The following is a 12807-nucleotide window of genomic DNA, read 5'->3' as shown; positions in this document are numbered from 1 at the left end:
ACATGTTCCAGTACTCCGCCCGCCCCGACCTGCTGAAAGACCGCGTGATCCTGGTCACCGGCGCCGGCCGCGGCATCGGCGCCGCCGCCGCCAAGACCTTCGCCGCCCACGGCGCCACCGTGCTGCTGCTGGGCAAGACCGAGGAGTACCTGAACGAGGTCTACGACGCCATCGAGGCCGCCGGCCATCCGCAGGCCGCCGTGATCCCGTTCAACCTGGAGACCGCCCAGCCGCACCAGTTCGAGGAACTGGCGGCAACCCTGGAGAACGAGTTCGGCCGCATCGACGGCCTGCTGCACAACGCTTCGATCCTCGGTCCGCGCTCGCCGATGCAGCAGATTTCCGGGGAGAACTTCATGCGCGTGATGCAGGTGAACGTCAATGCCATGTTCATGCTGACCACCGCCATGCTGCCGCTGATGAAGCTCTCCAGCGACGCCTCGATCATCTTTACCTCGAGCAGCGTGGGCCGGAAGGGCCGCGCCTACTGGGGCGCCTATTCGGTATCGAAGTTCGCCACCGAGGGCCTGATGCAGACCCTTGCCGACGAACTCGACGGTACCAGCGCGATCCGCGCCAACAGCGTCAACCCCGGCGCCACCCGCACCAGCATGCGCGCCCTCGCCTACCCTGGGGAAAACCCGCTGAACAACCCCACCGGCGAGGAGATCATGCCGGTCTATCTGTACCTCATGGGGCCGGACAGCGCCGGCGTCAACGGCCAGGCCTTCGACGCCCAGTGATTCCCCGGCAGCCTCGCCGCCCGGCGAGGCTGCCCTGTCCTTCCCTTCCCTCTTCCCGTCCGGAACTTCCCATTCTTTTTGCATATTTTTCCCACTGAGTGGGAAAGTGGTTTCATTTTCCGGGAAATCGCCTTCACCCTGTGGGTCAAGGAGTTCCCATGTCGAAGCATTCCCCCACCGATCGCCTGCTGCAGATCCTCATTGCCCTCGGCCAGGCTCCCGAAGCCCTGTCTGCCAAGGAGCTGTCGCTGACCCTGGAGCAGCCGCTGAGCAGCACCTACCGGCACCTGAAGACCCTGTTGCGCTGGGGCCTGGCCGAAGAACAGGCCGGCCAGGGCCGCTACCTGCCCGGCCCGGCCTGCCTGCAACTGGCGAAGAAATTCGATCGCGAGGCCTCGCTGATCGGTCTCGCCAAACCGGAACTCAAGCGCCTGGCCGACCTGAGCCAGGAGAGCGTGGCGCTGATGGTGGCCAGCAACCAGCAGGCGATCTGCCTGGAACTGTTCGACAGTCCGCAGCCGCTGCGCTGCTGCTACCAGAAAGGGCTGGCGCAGCCGCTGTTGCATGGCGCCTCGGCCAAAGCCCTGCTGGCGCACCTGGAGGACGAACGGCGCGAGGAGCTGTACCTCGCCCAGGAACTCTCCGCCGAGCGTATCGACAAGCTGGAGCAGGAACTCCGGCTGATCCGCGAACAGGGCTACGCCGTCAGCCAGGGCGAGATCGACGAAGGCGTCTGGGGCATCAGCGTACCGCTGCTGGACAGCCGCCAGCGCCTGCACGGCGCCCTCAGCCTGATGGCCCCCACCTTGCGCGCCCAGTCGCGCAGCGAACGCTTGCGGCAATGGACCCTCGACGCCGCCGCGCGACTTTCCGCGCGGCTGGACTGACCGACAGGAGTTTCGATGTACCCCGCCCCCGACATGAGCCTCTGGCAAGGCCGGATCGATAGCCAGGAAGGCGCCGACGCGCGGCGCTGGCACCAATGGATGCGTCCCTACGCAGACGACGCCGAAGCGGCCAGCGTGCTGCTCGGGTTCGCCAGCGACGAAGGCGTGCGCCGCAACCAGGGTCGCCAGGGCGCGCGCCACGGACCGCCAGCCTTGCGTCACGCGCTGGCCAACCTGGCCTGGCACGGCGAGCAAGCGATCTACGATGCCGGCGACATCGTCGCCGGCGACGATCTGGAAGCCGCCCAGGAATGCTACGCGCAACGCGTCGCCGACCTGCTCGCGCGCGGCCACCGGGTGGTCGGACTGGGCGGCGGCCACGAAATCGCCTACGCCAGCTTCGCCGGCCTCGCCCGCCACTTGAGTCGGCATGAGCGCCTGCCGCGCATCGGTATCCTCAATTTCGACGCGCATTTCGACCTGCGCCACGCCGAACGGGCCAGCTCCGGCACGCCGTTCCGCCAGATCGCCGAACTCTGCCAGGCCAGCGACTGGCCGTTCGCCTACTGCTGCCTGGGCATCAGCCGCCTGAGCAACACCGCGGCGCTGTTCGACCAGGCCCAGCGCCTGGGTGTGCGCTACCTGCTGGACCGCCAGTTGCAGCCATGGAACCTGGAACGCAGCGAAGCCTTCCTCGACAGCTTCCTGCAATCCGTCGACCACCTCTACCTGACCGTTTGCCTCGACGTGCTCCCGGCCGCCCAGGCGCCCGGCGTCAGCGCGCCCTCGGCGCACGGCGTGGAAATGCCGGTGGTGGAGCACCTGGTCCGCCGCGCCAAGGCCAGCGGCAAGCTGCGCCTGGCCGACATCGCCGAACTCAACCCGCAACTCGATAGCGACCAGCGCACCGCCCGGATCGCCGCGCGCCTGGTCGACAGCCTGGTCAACTGATCGCCCTTTCGCCCACACAACAACAATAGAGCCACGCCATGCCGACATTGCACCTGGACGCCCTGTCCACCACCGCCCTCGCCCTGCTCCTGCTCGCCCTCGGCAGCCAATTGAAGAAGCGCAGCCGCTGGCTGACACGTCTGTGCGTACCGTCGCCGGTGATCGCCGGCTTCGGCTTCGCCTTCCTGGTCTGGCTGCTCAGGGATCGCGGCTGGCTCGACATCGGCCTCGACACCAGCCTGCAGACACCCCTGATGGTGGCGTTCTTCACCACCGTCGGCCTCGGTGGCAGCCTCGGCCTGCTGCGCAAGGGCGGCAAGACCCTGCTGGTCTACCTGTCGGCCTGCTGGGCGCTGGCGATACTGCAGAACCTGATCGGCGTCGGCAGCGCCGGACTGCTCGGCCTCGACCCGTTGCTCGGGATCATGGCCGGCGCGGTCTCGCTGGAAGGCGGCTTCGGCGCGGCGGCGGCCTTCGGCCCGGTTGCGGAAGGGCTCGGCGCCCAGGGCGCGACCACCGTGGCGCTGGCCTCGGCCACCTTCGGCATGGTCGCTGGCGGGCTGCTCGGCAGCCCGGTGGCGCACTGGCTGATCGAACGCAACCGCCTGCCGGTGCAGGCGGAAAGCGACAATCGGCTGGAAGCCCTCGGCCAGCAGGAGCGACGCCAGCATGCGGCGGCCACGCTGGACGGCAATCTCCTGCTGCGCCTGCTGACCTGCGTGCTGCTGGTGATGGTGCTCGGCTTCTGGCTCGGCGACGCGCTCGAGGAACGCCTGGGCCTGGTGCTGCCCAGTTATGTCGGGGCGATGTTCATCGCCATCGTCCTGCGCAACCTCGACGACCGGCTCGGCTGGCTGCGCATTCCGGACCACGCCGTCGGCACCCTGGGCGACGTCTGCCTGGGCATCTTCCTGACCATGGCGATGATGAGCCTGAAGTTCTGGGAGCTGGAGAACCTCGGCCTGCCGCTGCTCGGCGTACTGTTCATCCAGGTCGCGGTGCTGTTGCTGCTGACGATCTTCGTGCTGTTCCGCCTGCTCGGCCGCAACTACGACGCCGCGGTGCTCTGCGCCGGCTTCCTCGGCCACGGCCTGGGCGCCACGCCCAACGCGGTGGCCAACATGGGCGCGGTCTGCGAGCACTATCGGGTGTTCTCGCACAAGGCCTTCATCATCGTGCCCCTGTGCGGCGCGGTACTGATCGATCTCGTCGCCATCCCGGCGATCACCTGGTTCATCAACGCCTTCAGTTGAACCATGGCGGCGCTCCGCTAGCGGAGCGCCAGCTTTCCGACGAGCGCCTCGGCCACTCGCCAGCAAAACGCCATTATTCCGTCGAAATCTCTCCGAAATTCCTACAGAATGTGGAAACCATTCCTAGGAAAACCTGTCTGTGCCTCTGATTTCTCCGTTCTTCAGTTGGCTGGCACGAAACTCGCCTTAGCCCTACTGTCGCCGTCTTTCGCGCCAGAGGTTCCGCGCATGGCTCCTCCCAAGCAGTCCAATACCATCGATTTCGACGCCGCCAAGCAGAAGCGCGGCCCCCAGCCCGGTGGCAACGCCAGCGGGCCGCGCGCCAGCAACCTGACGGAGTTGCGCCAGCAACTGACCCTACAGTTGCAGAGCAGCCTGGAGGCGGAGCGGATTCTCGGCCTGTTCTTCGAGGAAGTCCGCCAACTGATCCCGCTGGATGCCCTTGGCTACCGCCATCCGGGCTCCGACCTGCGCCTGGAGTTCGGCAGCAGCGCCAAGCATTCGGTGAGCTATCGCCTGAGCCATGACAGCGACTACCTCGGCGAACTGATCTTCCGTCGCCGCCAGCGCCTCGGCGAAGACGAACAACGGCAACTGGAGAGCCTGCTCGGCACCCTGCTGTTCCCGCTGCGCAACGCCCTGCTCTATCGCGCCGCGATCCAGACCGCCCTGCGCGACGCCCTGACCGGCACCGGCAACCGCATAGCCATGGACCAGGCGCTCGGCCGCGAACTGGAACTGGCCCGGCGCAACCTGCAACCGCTCTCGGTGCTGATGCTCGATATCGACCACTTCAAGCGGGTCAACGACCACTACGGTCACGCCGTCGGCGACGAAGCCCTCAAGGCCGTGGCGGAAACCATCAAGGACCACCTGCGCAATGTCGACATGGTGTTCCGCTTCGGCGGCGAGGAATTCCTCGTCCTGCTGTCCAGCACGCCGCTGCAGGCTGCCTGCATGGTCGGCGAACGCCTGCGCCAGGCTGTGGAGGAACTGGACTACCGGCACGCCGGCGAACCGCTGAAGCTGTCGATCAGCCTCGGTTGCGCCGACCTGCGGCCCGGCGAAGGCAGCGACGACCTGCTGCGACGGGTCGACGAGGCGCTCTACGAAGCCAAGCGCGACGGCCGCAACCGCCTGCGCTGCGCCTGAGGCTTGCCGACTCGCACACCCCGAAGCGCGGAGCGGGCGCATTGGGCGACGGCAGTAGCAACGGCTCTCACCGGCGCAGTCACGGTTTCCGCCAAGGTCCTGCCTCTTATGGCTGCGCCGGCTCGTCCGGGCCGCCATAGGCCTGGCGCAAGCGGACGCGCTTCTCCAGCAGCCAGCCGCTGGTTTCCTTGCCGTCTCGAGCCACGTACATGACGTTCAGCCACTCGCCGCTCGGCTTGTAGACAGTGATGAAGTCGCCGGGAATCACGAAGACCCCGGTGACACAGTCGGCACGCGGCGCGCTGTGGAAATAGGCGCGCCCCTTGTCGATCACCTCGCCCTCCAGCGGCGGACGGAAGTTGTCCTCGGGGCCGGCCGTCGCCTCGCCAAGGCTTGCGCAGCTCTGCGCCGGCATCGCCGCATCCGCGGCCAGCCCGGCGACGCTCCATAGCATGCAGAGCGCGATAGCCAGGATCCTGTGCATTTCACCACCTCCTTGTGTGCGGGCGACCATTAGACACCGATTCCCAGGCATGAAAAAGGCCCCCGAAGGGGCCTTTCCAGGGCGCTTTCCGCTCAGCGGCGGAAGCCCGGACGCATACCGTCGCCGGCCGGTTTCGGCCGCCGCTTGACCTGCGGCTTGCGGGCCGCCGGCTTGTCGCCCGGCGCGCTGGCCGGACGCTCGTCGCGCGGCTTGCTCGGGCGCGGCTTGCGGTTGCTCTCGCGGGGCCGCTCGGCAACCGGAGTGCCCTGCTCGCGCCCCTTGCGCTCGGCGCTCGGCTGCGGACCGCGCGCGGGACGCGAAGCCGGCGCGCGACGAGCGGCATTTTCGCCGTCCTCGCGCCGCGGCGCACGCTTGCGCCCGGCTTCCGGACGCTCGCTGCGCGCCAGCGGACGGGCCTGCTTGCGCTGCTGGCGTTCGGCCTTCTCGCGCGCCTTGGTGGTCATGCCCGGCAGGGCCACCGGCTTGAGGCCGACTTCCTCGCTGAGGATATCGATCTCGCGCTGGTCCATTTCGCGGTAGCGGCCCATGGTCAGCTCGGAGGTCAGGAACACCGGGCCGAAACGCACCCGCTTGAGGCGGCTGACCACCAACCCCTGGGATTCCCACAACCGGCGCACCTCGCGGTTGCGGCCCTCCATCACTACGCAGTGGTACCAGTGGTTGAAGCCTTCGCCGCCCGGCGCCTGCTGGATATCGCTGAACTTGGCCGGGCCGTCCTCGAGCATCACGCCGTTGAGCAGGCGCTCGATCATCTCTTCGGTGACCTCGCCGCGCACCCGTACCGCGTATTCACGGTCCATCTCATAGGAAGGATGCATCAGGCGGTTGGCCAGTTCGCCATCGGTGGTGAACAGCAGCAGGCCGGTGGTATTGATGTCCAGGCGACCGACATTGATCCAGCGACCGGTGCGCAGGCGCGGCAGGCGGTCGAAGATGGTCGGGCGGCCTTCCGGATCGTCGCGGGTGCAGACCTCGCCTTCCGGCTTGTTGTAGATCAGCACGCGACGGACACTCTCGGCGGCCTCTTCGCGACGGATCAGGTGGCCATCGACGGTGATCGCATCGTGGCTGTCGACCCGCTGGCCGAGGCTGGCCACGCTGCCATTGACGTTGACCCGGCCTTCGGCGATCCACACTTCTACGTCGCGCCGGGAACCGACGCCGAGACGGGCGAGGACTTTCTGCAATTTTTCCCCGACCGGTACGTGGGGATTCTCTGGGGTATCGTTCATCTGGGCACCTCCCGGTGTGGCTGGCAACGAATCGAAGGGCGCGCATCATACGCGCTTCGTCAGGACAAAGCACCGTCCCCGGGCGGAAACCCGGACAATCCCGCTAGACTAGGCCGGGTTCACCCACCCCGCCACCCGGAGGCCCCGGTGCACGATGTCCCTCCCTTCAGCGGCGCCAAGCTGGCGCTGTTCTATGGCGACCACCTGGTCGTCTACAAACGCGACGAAAAACCCGGCATTCCCTTCCCCGGCTACTGGGACTTTCCCGGCGGCGGCCGTGAGGGCCTGGAGACGCCTGCCGAATGCGCCCTGCGCGAACTCGAGGAAGAGTTCTCCATCCGCCTGGAAGAACCTCGTATCGAATGGCAGCGACAGTATCCGAGCACCAGCGGCAGCGCGCCCTTCGCCTACTTCCTGGTGGCGCGCCTGGAGGACCGCGAGTTCGAGGCCATCCGCTTCGGCGACGAAGGACAATACTGGCGATTGATGGAGGTGGACGCCTACCTCGCGCATGCCATGGCCGTACCCTACCTGCAGAGCCGGCTCGGCGACTATCTGCGGGAACGCCGGCGCATCGGCGAATAACGCCGATGACGTTAGCCGTTCCATGCCCCGGATAATCCGGACGGCATAAAAAAACCCGGCCGAAGCCGGGCATGCCCAGGCGGGCAGTCTCAGTGTCTGCGGTGCTCGGCGAAGCGCTCCAGGGCTTCGCGGCTGAGGCGCTCGACCTGGGCCCAGTCGCCGCGGTCGACCACGGCCTTGGGCAGCATCCAGGTGCCGCCGACGCACATCACGTTGGGTACCGCCAGGTAGTCGGCGAGATTGTTCAGGCTGACGCCTCCGGTGGGGCAGAAGCGGATATCGGGGAATGGTCCCGAGAACGCCTTCAGCGCCGCCGGGCCGCCGCTGACTTCGGCGGGAAACAGCTTGAAGCGGCGGTAGCCATGGCGGTAGGCGAGCATGATCTCGGAAGCGCTGGCCACGCCGGGCAACAGCGGGACTTCGCTGTCCAGGGCGAAGCGCAGCAACTCGTCGGTGCAACCCGGGGTGACCACGAAGCTCGCCCCGGCCTTTTCCGCAGCGGCGAAGGTCCGCGGGTCGAGCACGGTGCCGGCGCCGATGCGCAGGTGCGGGCGCTCCTCGCTGAGGCGCCGGATGGCAGTCAGCCCGTGCGCCGTGCGCAGGGTGATCTCCAGGGCGGTCAGGCCGCCGGCGGCGAGGGCATCGGCCATCGGCAGGATGTCCGCCTCGCGGTCGATGGTGATCACCGGGAGGATGCGCGCCTCCCGGCACAGCGTGTCGATGCGGGCGGTCTTCTGTTCAAGGTTGTGCATGGCTACAGCTCCGCCACTCAGGGGTACCAATGGATCGTCAGCGGCGCGCGGAGGAAGGCGCGAACCGGCATCCGCCGTTCGTCCTCGACCGCCAGCGCGGCGTTCAGGGTGGCCAGCTTGGACTGGCCCTGGATCGCCAGCAGCCGCACCTTCGCCGCCGCCAGCACGGCGCGCGGCAGGGTCAGACGCTGGTGCGGCACGCTCGGCGCCCACATCGGCAGGCAACGGCGCGTCCCCTGGGGATCCATCGCCAGGTCCAGGCCAGGGCTGTTCGGGAACAGCGAGGCGGTATGGCCGTCGTCGCCCATGCCGAGGACCAGCACGTCGATCGGCAATGGCAGCTCGTGCAGGTGATGGTCGGCCAGCTCGGCCGCTTCCTCCAGGCTCGCCGCCGGCTGGTAGAGGCCGATGAAGCGCGCCTTCGCCGCCTCGCCACGGAGCAGGTGGCGGCGAACCAGGCCGGCGTTGCTATCGGCATGCGACTCCGGCACCCAGCGCTCGTCGGCCAGGCTGACGGTGATCCGCGACCAGTCCAGCGGCTCCTCGCTCAAGGCTTCGAGGAAGGCCACCGGACTGCGCCCACCGGACACCACCAGCAGCGCCTGGCCCTGCTCGGCCAGCGCCAAGCGCAACCGGCCGGCGACCTCGGCGGCCAGGCCGCGGGCCTGCTCGGCGGCGCTGCCCCAGACCTGCAGGCCGACGCCGGCCGGCAGCTTCAACTCAGAAATCGCCATACCAACTCCTCCCATCGCGGGCCACCAGGGCCACCGAGGCCACCGGCCCCCAACTCCCCGCCGGATACGGCTTGGGCGCTTCGCTCAGGCGTTCCCAGCCGGCGATCAGCTGGTCGCACCACTTCCAGGCGAACTCCACCTCGTCCTTGCGTACGAACAGGTACTGGTTGCCCTGGGTGACCTCCAGCAGCAGACGCTCGTAGGCATCGGGAATCCGCGCCGCGTGGTAGGTCTCGGAAAAACTCAGTTGCAGCGGGCCGGTACGCAATTGCATGCCCTTGCCCAGGCCCTGGTCCTTGGTCATCACTTGCAGGGAGATCCCTTCGTCCGGCTGCAGGCGGATGATCAGCCGGTTGCTGATCAGCGAACGCTGCTCGGGAGCGAAGATGTAGTGCGGCGGCTCCTTGAAGTGGATGACGATCTGCGACAGCTTCTGCGGCATGCGCTTGCCGGTGCGCAGGTAGAACGGCACGCCCGACCAGCGCCAGTTGCGGATATCCACGCGCAGGGCGACGAAGGTTTCCGCGTCGCTGTCGCGATTCGCATGTTCCTCCTCCAGGTAGCCCGGCACTGCCTTGCCGTCGCTGAAACCGGCGGTGTACTGCCCACGCACCACGCGCGAAGCCAGTTGTTCGGCGGGAATCGGCTCGAGGGCGCGGAGGACCTTGACCTTCTCGTCGCGAATGCTGTCCGCCGAAAGGTCGCTGGGCGGATCCATGGCGATCAGGCAGAGCAGTTGCAGCAGGTGGTTCTGCACCATGTCGCGCAGTTGCCCGGCCTGGTCGAAGTAGCCCCAGCGGCCTTCGATGCCGACCTTCTCGGCCACGGTGATCTCCACGTGGGAGATGTGGTTCTGGTTCCACTGGGTCTCGAAGAGGCTGTTGGCGAAGCGCAGGGCGATCAGGTTCTGCACCGTCTCCTTGCCCAGGTAATGGTCAATCCGGTAGATGCGGCTTTCCGGGAAGAACCGGGCGACTGCCTCGTTGACCTCGCGGGACGACTCCAGGTCATGACCGATAGGCTTCTCCAGCACCACCCGGGTGCGCTCGGCGAGACCGGCGGCGGCGAGGTTCTCGCAGATGCCGCCGAACACCGAGGCCGGCGTGGCGAAGTAGGCGACCAGCGGCAGTTCGTCATCCACCGCCTCGCGCAAGCCGACATAGGCCTGCGGGTCGAGGAAGTCCATGCTCAGGTAGTCGAGGCGTTCGCGGAAACGCTGCCAGACCGCGTCGTCCCACTCCTTCGCCGGCACTGCCAGGCGCAGGCGCTGCTCCAGCGTCGCCAGGTGTTCGGCGGGAGCGCCTTCGTCACGGGCCAGGGCCAGGACGCGGGTATCGCGGTGCAGCAGGTTCTCACGATCGAGTTGGTAGAGCGCCGGGAACAGCTTGCGCAAGGCGAGATCGCCCAGCGCACCGAACAGCGCTAACGTGCAAGGCAGAACGCGGACATCAGGCATTTGTTGTTACCAACCAAATATTGAGTGATATTGAGCCATCCACTGCGCAATTAAGACAAATATGTAGTAATTAAACAACATATTTTTCCCAGCCCGCCACGCTGTTGGTCGCATGCCGGCCTGACGTTAGGATAGGCGCCGCCGCCGGCCCTTCCCCGCCGGGCCGACAGAACACGAGGAACCCGGATGAAAAACCTGCTGGAGCAGATCCAGAGCCGCCTGGACGAACTGAACAAGGCGGAGCGCAAAGTCGCCGAGGTCATCCTGCAGAACCCGCAGCAGGCCACCCGTTTCAGCATCGCCGCCCTGGCCCAGGCGGCAGCGGTCAGCGAACCGACGGTGAACCGCTTCTGTCGCTCCTTCGGCATGAGCGGCTATCCGGAACTGAAGATCCAGCTGGCCCAGAGCCTGGCCAGCGGCGCTGCCTTCGTAACCCAGGCGGTAGCCGAGGACGACGGGCCGGAAGCCTATACGCGGAAGATCTTCAGCAACACCATCGCCTCCCTCGACAGCGCCCACAAGTTGCTCGACCCACGCGTCATCGACCGCGCCGTGGACCTGTTGATCCAGGCCCGGCAGATCCACTTCTTCGGTCTTGGCGCCTCGGCCTCGGTAGCGCTCGACGCGCAGCACAAGTTCTTCCGCTTCAACCTGGCGGTGAGCGCCCAGGCCGACGTGCTGATGCAACGGATGATCGCCTCGGTGGCGCATACCGGCGACCTGTTCGTGGTGATTTCCTATACCGGACGCACCCGCGAGCTGGTGGAGGTGGCGCACCTGGCGCGGGAGAACGGCGCCTCGGTGCTCGGCCTGACCGCCGCCGGCTCGCCGCTGGCCAGGGCCAGCACCCTGTGCCTGGACATCCCGTTGCCGGAAGACACCGACATCTACATGCCGATGACTTCGCGGATCGTCCAGCTCACCGTGCTCGACGTACTGGCCACCGGAGTGACCCTGCGCCGCGGCGTGGACTTCCAGCCGCACCTGCGGCGGATCAAGGAAAGCCTGGTGCCAACCCGCTATCCCCTCGACGAGGACAACTGACCGCCCGCCTATTGCAAGCCGGCGGCGAGACTCAGGCGCATGCGTTCGCCGGGCGCCAGGATCAGCCCGCCCGGGCGGTAGCCAGCGGCGCCGATACAGAGGAAGCGTTCCGCTTCGCCCGGCTCGACCTGCTCCACCGGGCGGCTGCCGGGGTGCCAGATCACGCTGCCGGCGCTGACGTTCTTGTCGATCCGCAAGCGGCGGTTCCAGCCGCCGTCCTCCAGCACCAGCGATCCGGGATGGTAGAGCACCTGCTTGACCGCGCCGCGCGGTATCCAGGTTCCCGGAATCCGCGAAGCGCCGCGCTGGCCGCGAGCCGACTCCAGCTCCATGCCGTGCACCACCACCCGGCTCAGCGCGCCGACCCGCCAGTAGGGCTGCAGGGCGAAGCTGAACAGGCAATCGTCGTCTTCCTCATGGTAGCTGCACAGCTCCAGCTCCAGGCGCTGGCCAAGGCGCGCATCGAGGCGCACGTGCCAGTCCTCCAGGTCCAGTTGCCAGCTCACCACCACCTTGCTTTCGTCGGCGTAGGCATCCAGCAGGCGCCATTCGCGTTGCCGCGCCCAGCCCTGCTGCGGCCATTCGCTGCCGTTCGGATGGCTGCCGAACCACGGCCAGCAGACCGGGATGCCGCCGCGCACCGGCGCGCTGCTGAGGGCCGGCCATTCGCTGGCGCACCACAGCAACGGGCGTTCGCCCTGTGGCTGGAAATGCAGGAGCTGCGCCCCTTGCCGACTGAATACGGCCTGGCACAGCGGATGGTCGATCAACAGCAGATCGCGACGTTGGAAGCGTACCCAGTCGAACGGTCGCTTGGCCCGCATGGAATGAAAGAAACGCTGCAGCGGATGCTCAAGCATGTCCGATTGTCCTACCCTCTCCCCTTCCCGGAAAGCCCGGGCGTGCATCCGTGTAGTTTTACTACATTTCGCACGCAAGCCCCAAATGATCGGCACAGGAAAAGCGTAGTCGGTTTGTAACAGGCAGCCGGGAAGAGCGGTCGCCGGAAAAAAACGGCCCGCCCGAAACGCTCGGGCGGGTCCAGGCACAACACCGGAGCAGGCAACGCGACGATCAGAACACCGTCTGGATCTTGATCCCCGCCACCAGCGCGTTGTCGACCTCGTCGACCCCGCCCGGCTGCTTGATGTACTGCAGGTTCGGCCGCACCGTCAGCCAGTCGGTCACATGCACCCCGTAGTACAGCTCGGCGTTGTACTCGGTGTCCTGCAGCGGCTGGTACAGCGGGTTGTCGTAGTCGTCGATGCCGTTCACCTGGTTCACCAGGCGCTGGCGCTTCTTCACATCGTCGTTGACATGGATGCGCGCGATGCCCAGGCCGATGTCGTCCTTCGGCCGCGCGTCGAACGGCCCCTTGTAGACCATCCCGAGCTGCTGGTAGTTGTCCACCACGTTGGTCGCCTTGTCGTGGACCGTCAGGTTGGCGAACAGGCTCAACCCGCGCGAGGCATCGCCGTTGTGCGAAGTGACCTGCTGCTGCGCCACCACCCAC

13 protein-coding genes and 1 pseudogene are annotated in these 12807 nt (G+C 67.1%); 7 read left to right on the top strand and 7 right to left on the bottom strand.

Annotated elements, in window-relative coordinates:
• Positions 1 to 2: 2 nt before the first annotated feature.
• The 5 genes from LJF27_RS09975 (at position 3) to LJF27_RS09955 (ending at position 4986) form a co-directional block, all read left to right on the top strand.
• Complete coding sequence (locus tag LJF27_RS09975) at positions 3 to 743, top strand: YciK family oxidoreductase (protein WP_003091453.1); 741 nt, start codon at positions 3 to 5, stop codon at positions 741 to 743.
• Positions 744 to 901: 158 nt separating this feature from the next.
• Complete coding sequence (locus tag LJF27_RS09970; protein WP_023117026.1) at positions 902 to 1630, top strand: IclR family transcriptional regulator; 729 nt, start codon at positions 902 to 904, stop codon at positions 1628 to 1630.
• Between the two features lie 15 nt (positions 1631 to 1645).
• On the top strand, positions 1646 to 2581 hold the full coding sequence (gene hutG, locus LJF27_RS09965) for a formimidoylglutamase (RefSeq protein WP_023117027.1): 936 nt from the start codon (positions 1646 to 1648) through the stop codon (positions 2579 to 2581).
• Between the two features lie 38 nt (positions 2582 to 2619).
• Positions 2620 to 3834 (top strand): sodium/glutamate symporter, encoded by a 1215-nt coding sequence (gene gltS, locus LJF27_RS09960; protein ID WP_023109808.1) that lies wholly within the window; start codon positions 2620 to 2622, stop codon positions 3832 to 3834.
• 228 nt (positions 3835 to 4062) lie between these two features.
• A complete protein-coding gene (locus LJF27_RS09955; RefSeq protein WP_003105929.1) occupies positions 4063 to 4986 on the top strand; it encodes a GGDEF domain-containing protein in 924 nt (307 codons plus the stop codon).
• Between the two features lie 106 nt (positions 4987 to 5092).
• Here LJF27_RS09955 and LJF27_RS09950 read toward each other — a convergent pair whose 3' ends face one another.
• Both LJF27_RS09950 and rluB read right to left on the bottom strand, forming a co-directional pair.
• Positions 5093 to 5470 (bottom strand): hypothetical protein, encoded by a 378-nt coding sequence (locus LJF27_RS09950; RefSeq protein ID WP_003116415.1) that lies wholly within the window; start codon positions 5468 to 5470, stop codon positions 5093 to 5095.
• 92 nt (positions 5471 to 5562) lie between these two features.
• Positions 5563 to 6723, bottom strand: a complete 1161-nt coding sequence (rluB, locus tag LJF27_RS09945) for a 23S rRNA pseudouridine(2605) synthase RluB (protein ID WP_003113439.1) — start codon at positions 6721 to 6723, stop codon at positions 5563 to 5565.
• Between the two features lie 147 nt (positions 6724 to 6870).
• Between rluB and LJF27_RS09940 the strand changes: the two genes are divergently transcribed.
• A complete protein-coding gene (locus LJF27_RS09940; RefSeq protein ID WP_003107683.1) occupies positions 6871 to 7308 on the top strand; it encodes an NUDIX hydrolase in 438 nt (145 codons plus the stop codon).
• 89 nt (positions 7309 to 7397) lie between these two features.
• Here LJF27_RS09940 and LJF27_RS09935 read toward each other — a convergent pair whose 3' ends face one another.
• Genes LJF27_RS09935 through zwf form a run of 3 tightly spaced genes read right to left on the bottom strand, consistent with a single transcriptional unit; the run spans position 7398 to position 10250 of the window.
• Positions 7398 to 8060 carry a bifunctional 4-hydroxy-2-oxoglutarate aldolase/2-dehydro-3-deoxy-phosphogluconate aldolase gene (locus tag LJF27_RS09935; protein ID WP_003113440.1) on the bottom strand — a complete coding sequence of 221 codons (663 nt, stop codon included), beginning with the start codon at positions 8058 to 8060 and terminating at the stop codon, positions 7398 to 7400.
• A 17-nt stretch (positions 8061 to 8077) separates the two neighbouring features.
• Positions 8078 to 8794, bottom strand: coding sequence for a 6-phosphogluconolactonase (gene pgl, locus LJF27_RS09930; protein ID WP_023117028.1), 717 nt, complete (start codon positions 8792 to 8794; stop codon positions 8078 to 8080).
• Positions 8781 to 10250 (bottom strand): glucose-6-phosphate dehydrogenase, encoded by a 1470-nt coding sequence (gene zwf / locus LJF27_RS09925; RefSeq protein WP_003091465.1) that lies wholly within the window; start codon positions 10248 to 10250, stop codon positions 8781 to 8783. The genes pgl and zwf overlap by 14 nt, the downstream gene beginning before the upstream one ends.
• Positions 10251 to 10436: 186 nt before the next feature.
• Here zwf and LJF27_RS09920 point away from each other — a divergent pair, with 186 nt between their 5' ends.
• On the top strand, positions 10437 to 11294 hold the full coding sequence (locus tag LJF27_RS09920; protein ID WP_003091466.1) for a MurR/RpiR family transcriptional regulator: 858 nt from the start codon (positions 10437 to 10439) through the stop codon (positions 11292 to 11294).
• An 8-nt stretch (positions 11295 to 11302) separates the two neighbouring features.
• Here the strand turns inward: LJF27_RS09920 and LJF27_RS09915 are convergent, their stop codons facing one another.
• Positions 11303 to 12154, bottom strand: a complete 852-nt coding sequence (locus LJF27_RS09915; protein WP_003112064.1) for a D-hexose-6-phosphate mutarotase — start codon at positions 12152 to 12154, stop codon at positions 11303 to 11305.
• A 214-nt stretch (positions 12155 to 12368) separates the two neighbouring features.
• Positions 12369 to 12807: pseudogene (gene oprB, locus LJF27_RS09910) on the bottom strand (carbohydrate porin OprB); the annotation flags it as partial.

It is taken from the genome of Pseudomonas sp. 203-8, from assembly GCF_020708595.1.
Lineage (GTDB): Bacteria > Pseudomonadota > Gammaproteobacteria > Pseudomonadales > Pseudomonadaceae > Pseudomonas > Pseudomonas aeruginosa.
The sequence above is the reverse complement of the archived record's forward strand: the minus strand, read 5'-3'. Positions and strand labels throughout refer to the sequence as shown.

What these genes read in the sequence shown, in the direction of transcription:
- rluB (WP_003113439.1), bottom strand. Translation starts at nt 6,723, where the DNA reads ATGAACGATACCCCAGAGAATCCCCACGTACCGGTCGGGGAAAAATTG.
- LJF27_RS09975 (WP_003091453.1), top strand. Translation starts at nt 3, where the DNA reads ATGTTCCAGTACTCCGCCCGCCCCGACCTGCTGAAAGACCGCGTGATC.
- LJF27_RS09955 (WP_003105929.1), top strand. Translation starts at nt 4,063, where the DNA reads ATGGCTCCTCCCAAGCAGTCCAATACCATCGATTTCGACGCCGCCAAG.
- zwf (WP_003091465.1), bottom strand. Translation starts at nt 10,250, where the DNA reads ATGCCTGATGTCCGCGTTCTGCCTTGCACGTTAGCGCTGTTCGGTGCG.
- LJF27_RS09915 (WP_003112064.1), bottom strand. Translation starts at nt 12,154, where the DNA reads ATGCTTGAGCATCCGCTGCAGCGTTTCTTTCATTCCATGCGGGCCAAG.
- LJF27_RS09970 (WP_023117026.1), top strand. Translation starts at nt 902, where the DNA reads ATGTCGAAGCATTCCCCCACCGATCGCCTGCTGCAGATCCTCATTGCC.
- LJF27_RS09920 (WP_003091466.1), top strand. Translation starts at nt 10,437, where the DNA reads ATGAAAAACCTGCTGGAGCAGATCCAGAGCCGCCTGGACGAACTGAAC.
- LJF27_RS09935 (WP_003113440.1), bottom strand. Translation starts at nt 8,060, where the DNA reads ATGCACAACCTTGAACAGAAGACCGCCCGCATCGACACGCTGTGCCGG.
- pgl (WP_023117028.1), bottom strand. Translation starts at nt 8,794, where the DNA reads ATGGCGATTTCTGAGTTGAAGCTGCCGGCCGGCGTCGGCCTGCAGGTC.
- gltS (WP_023109808.1), top strand. Translation starts at nt 2,620, where the DNA reads ATGCCGACATTGCACCTGGACGCCCTGTCCACCACCGCCCTCGCCCTG.
- hutG (WP_023117027.1), top strand. Translation starts at nt 1,646, where the DNA reads ATGTACCCCGCCCCCGACATGAGCCTCTGGCAAGGCCGGATCGATAGC.
- LJF27_RS09950 (WP_003116415.1), bottom strand. Translation starts at nt 5,470, where the DNA reads ATGCACAGGATCCTGGCTATCGCGCTCTGCATGCTATGGAGCGTCGCC.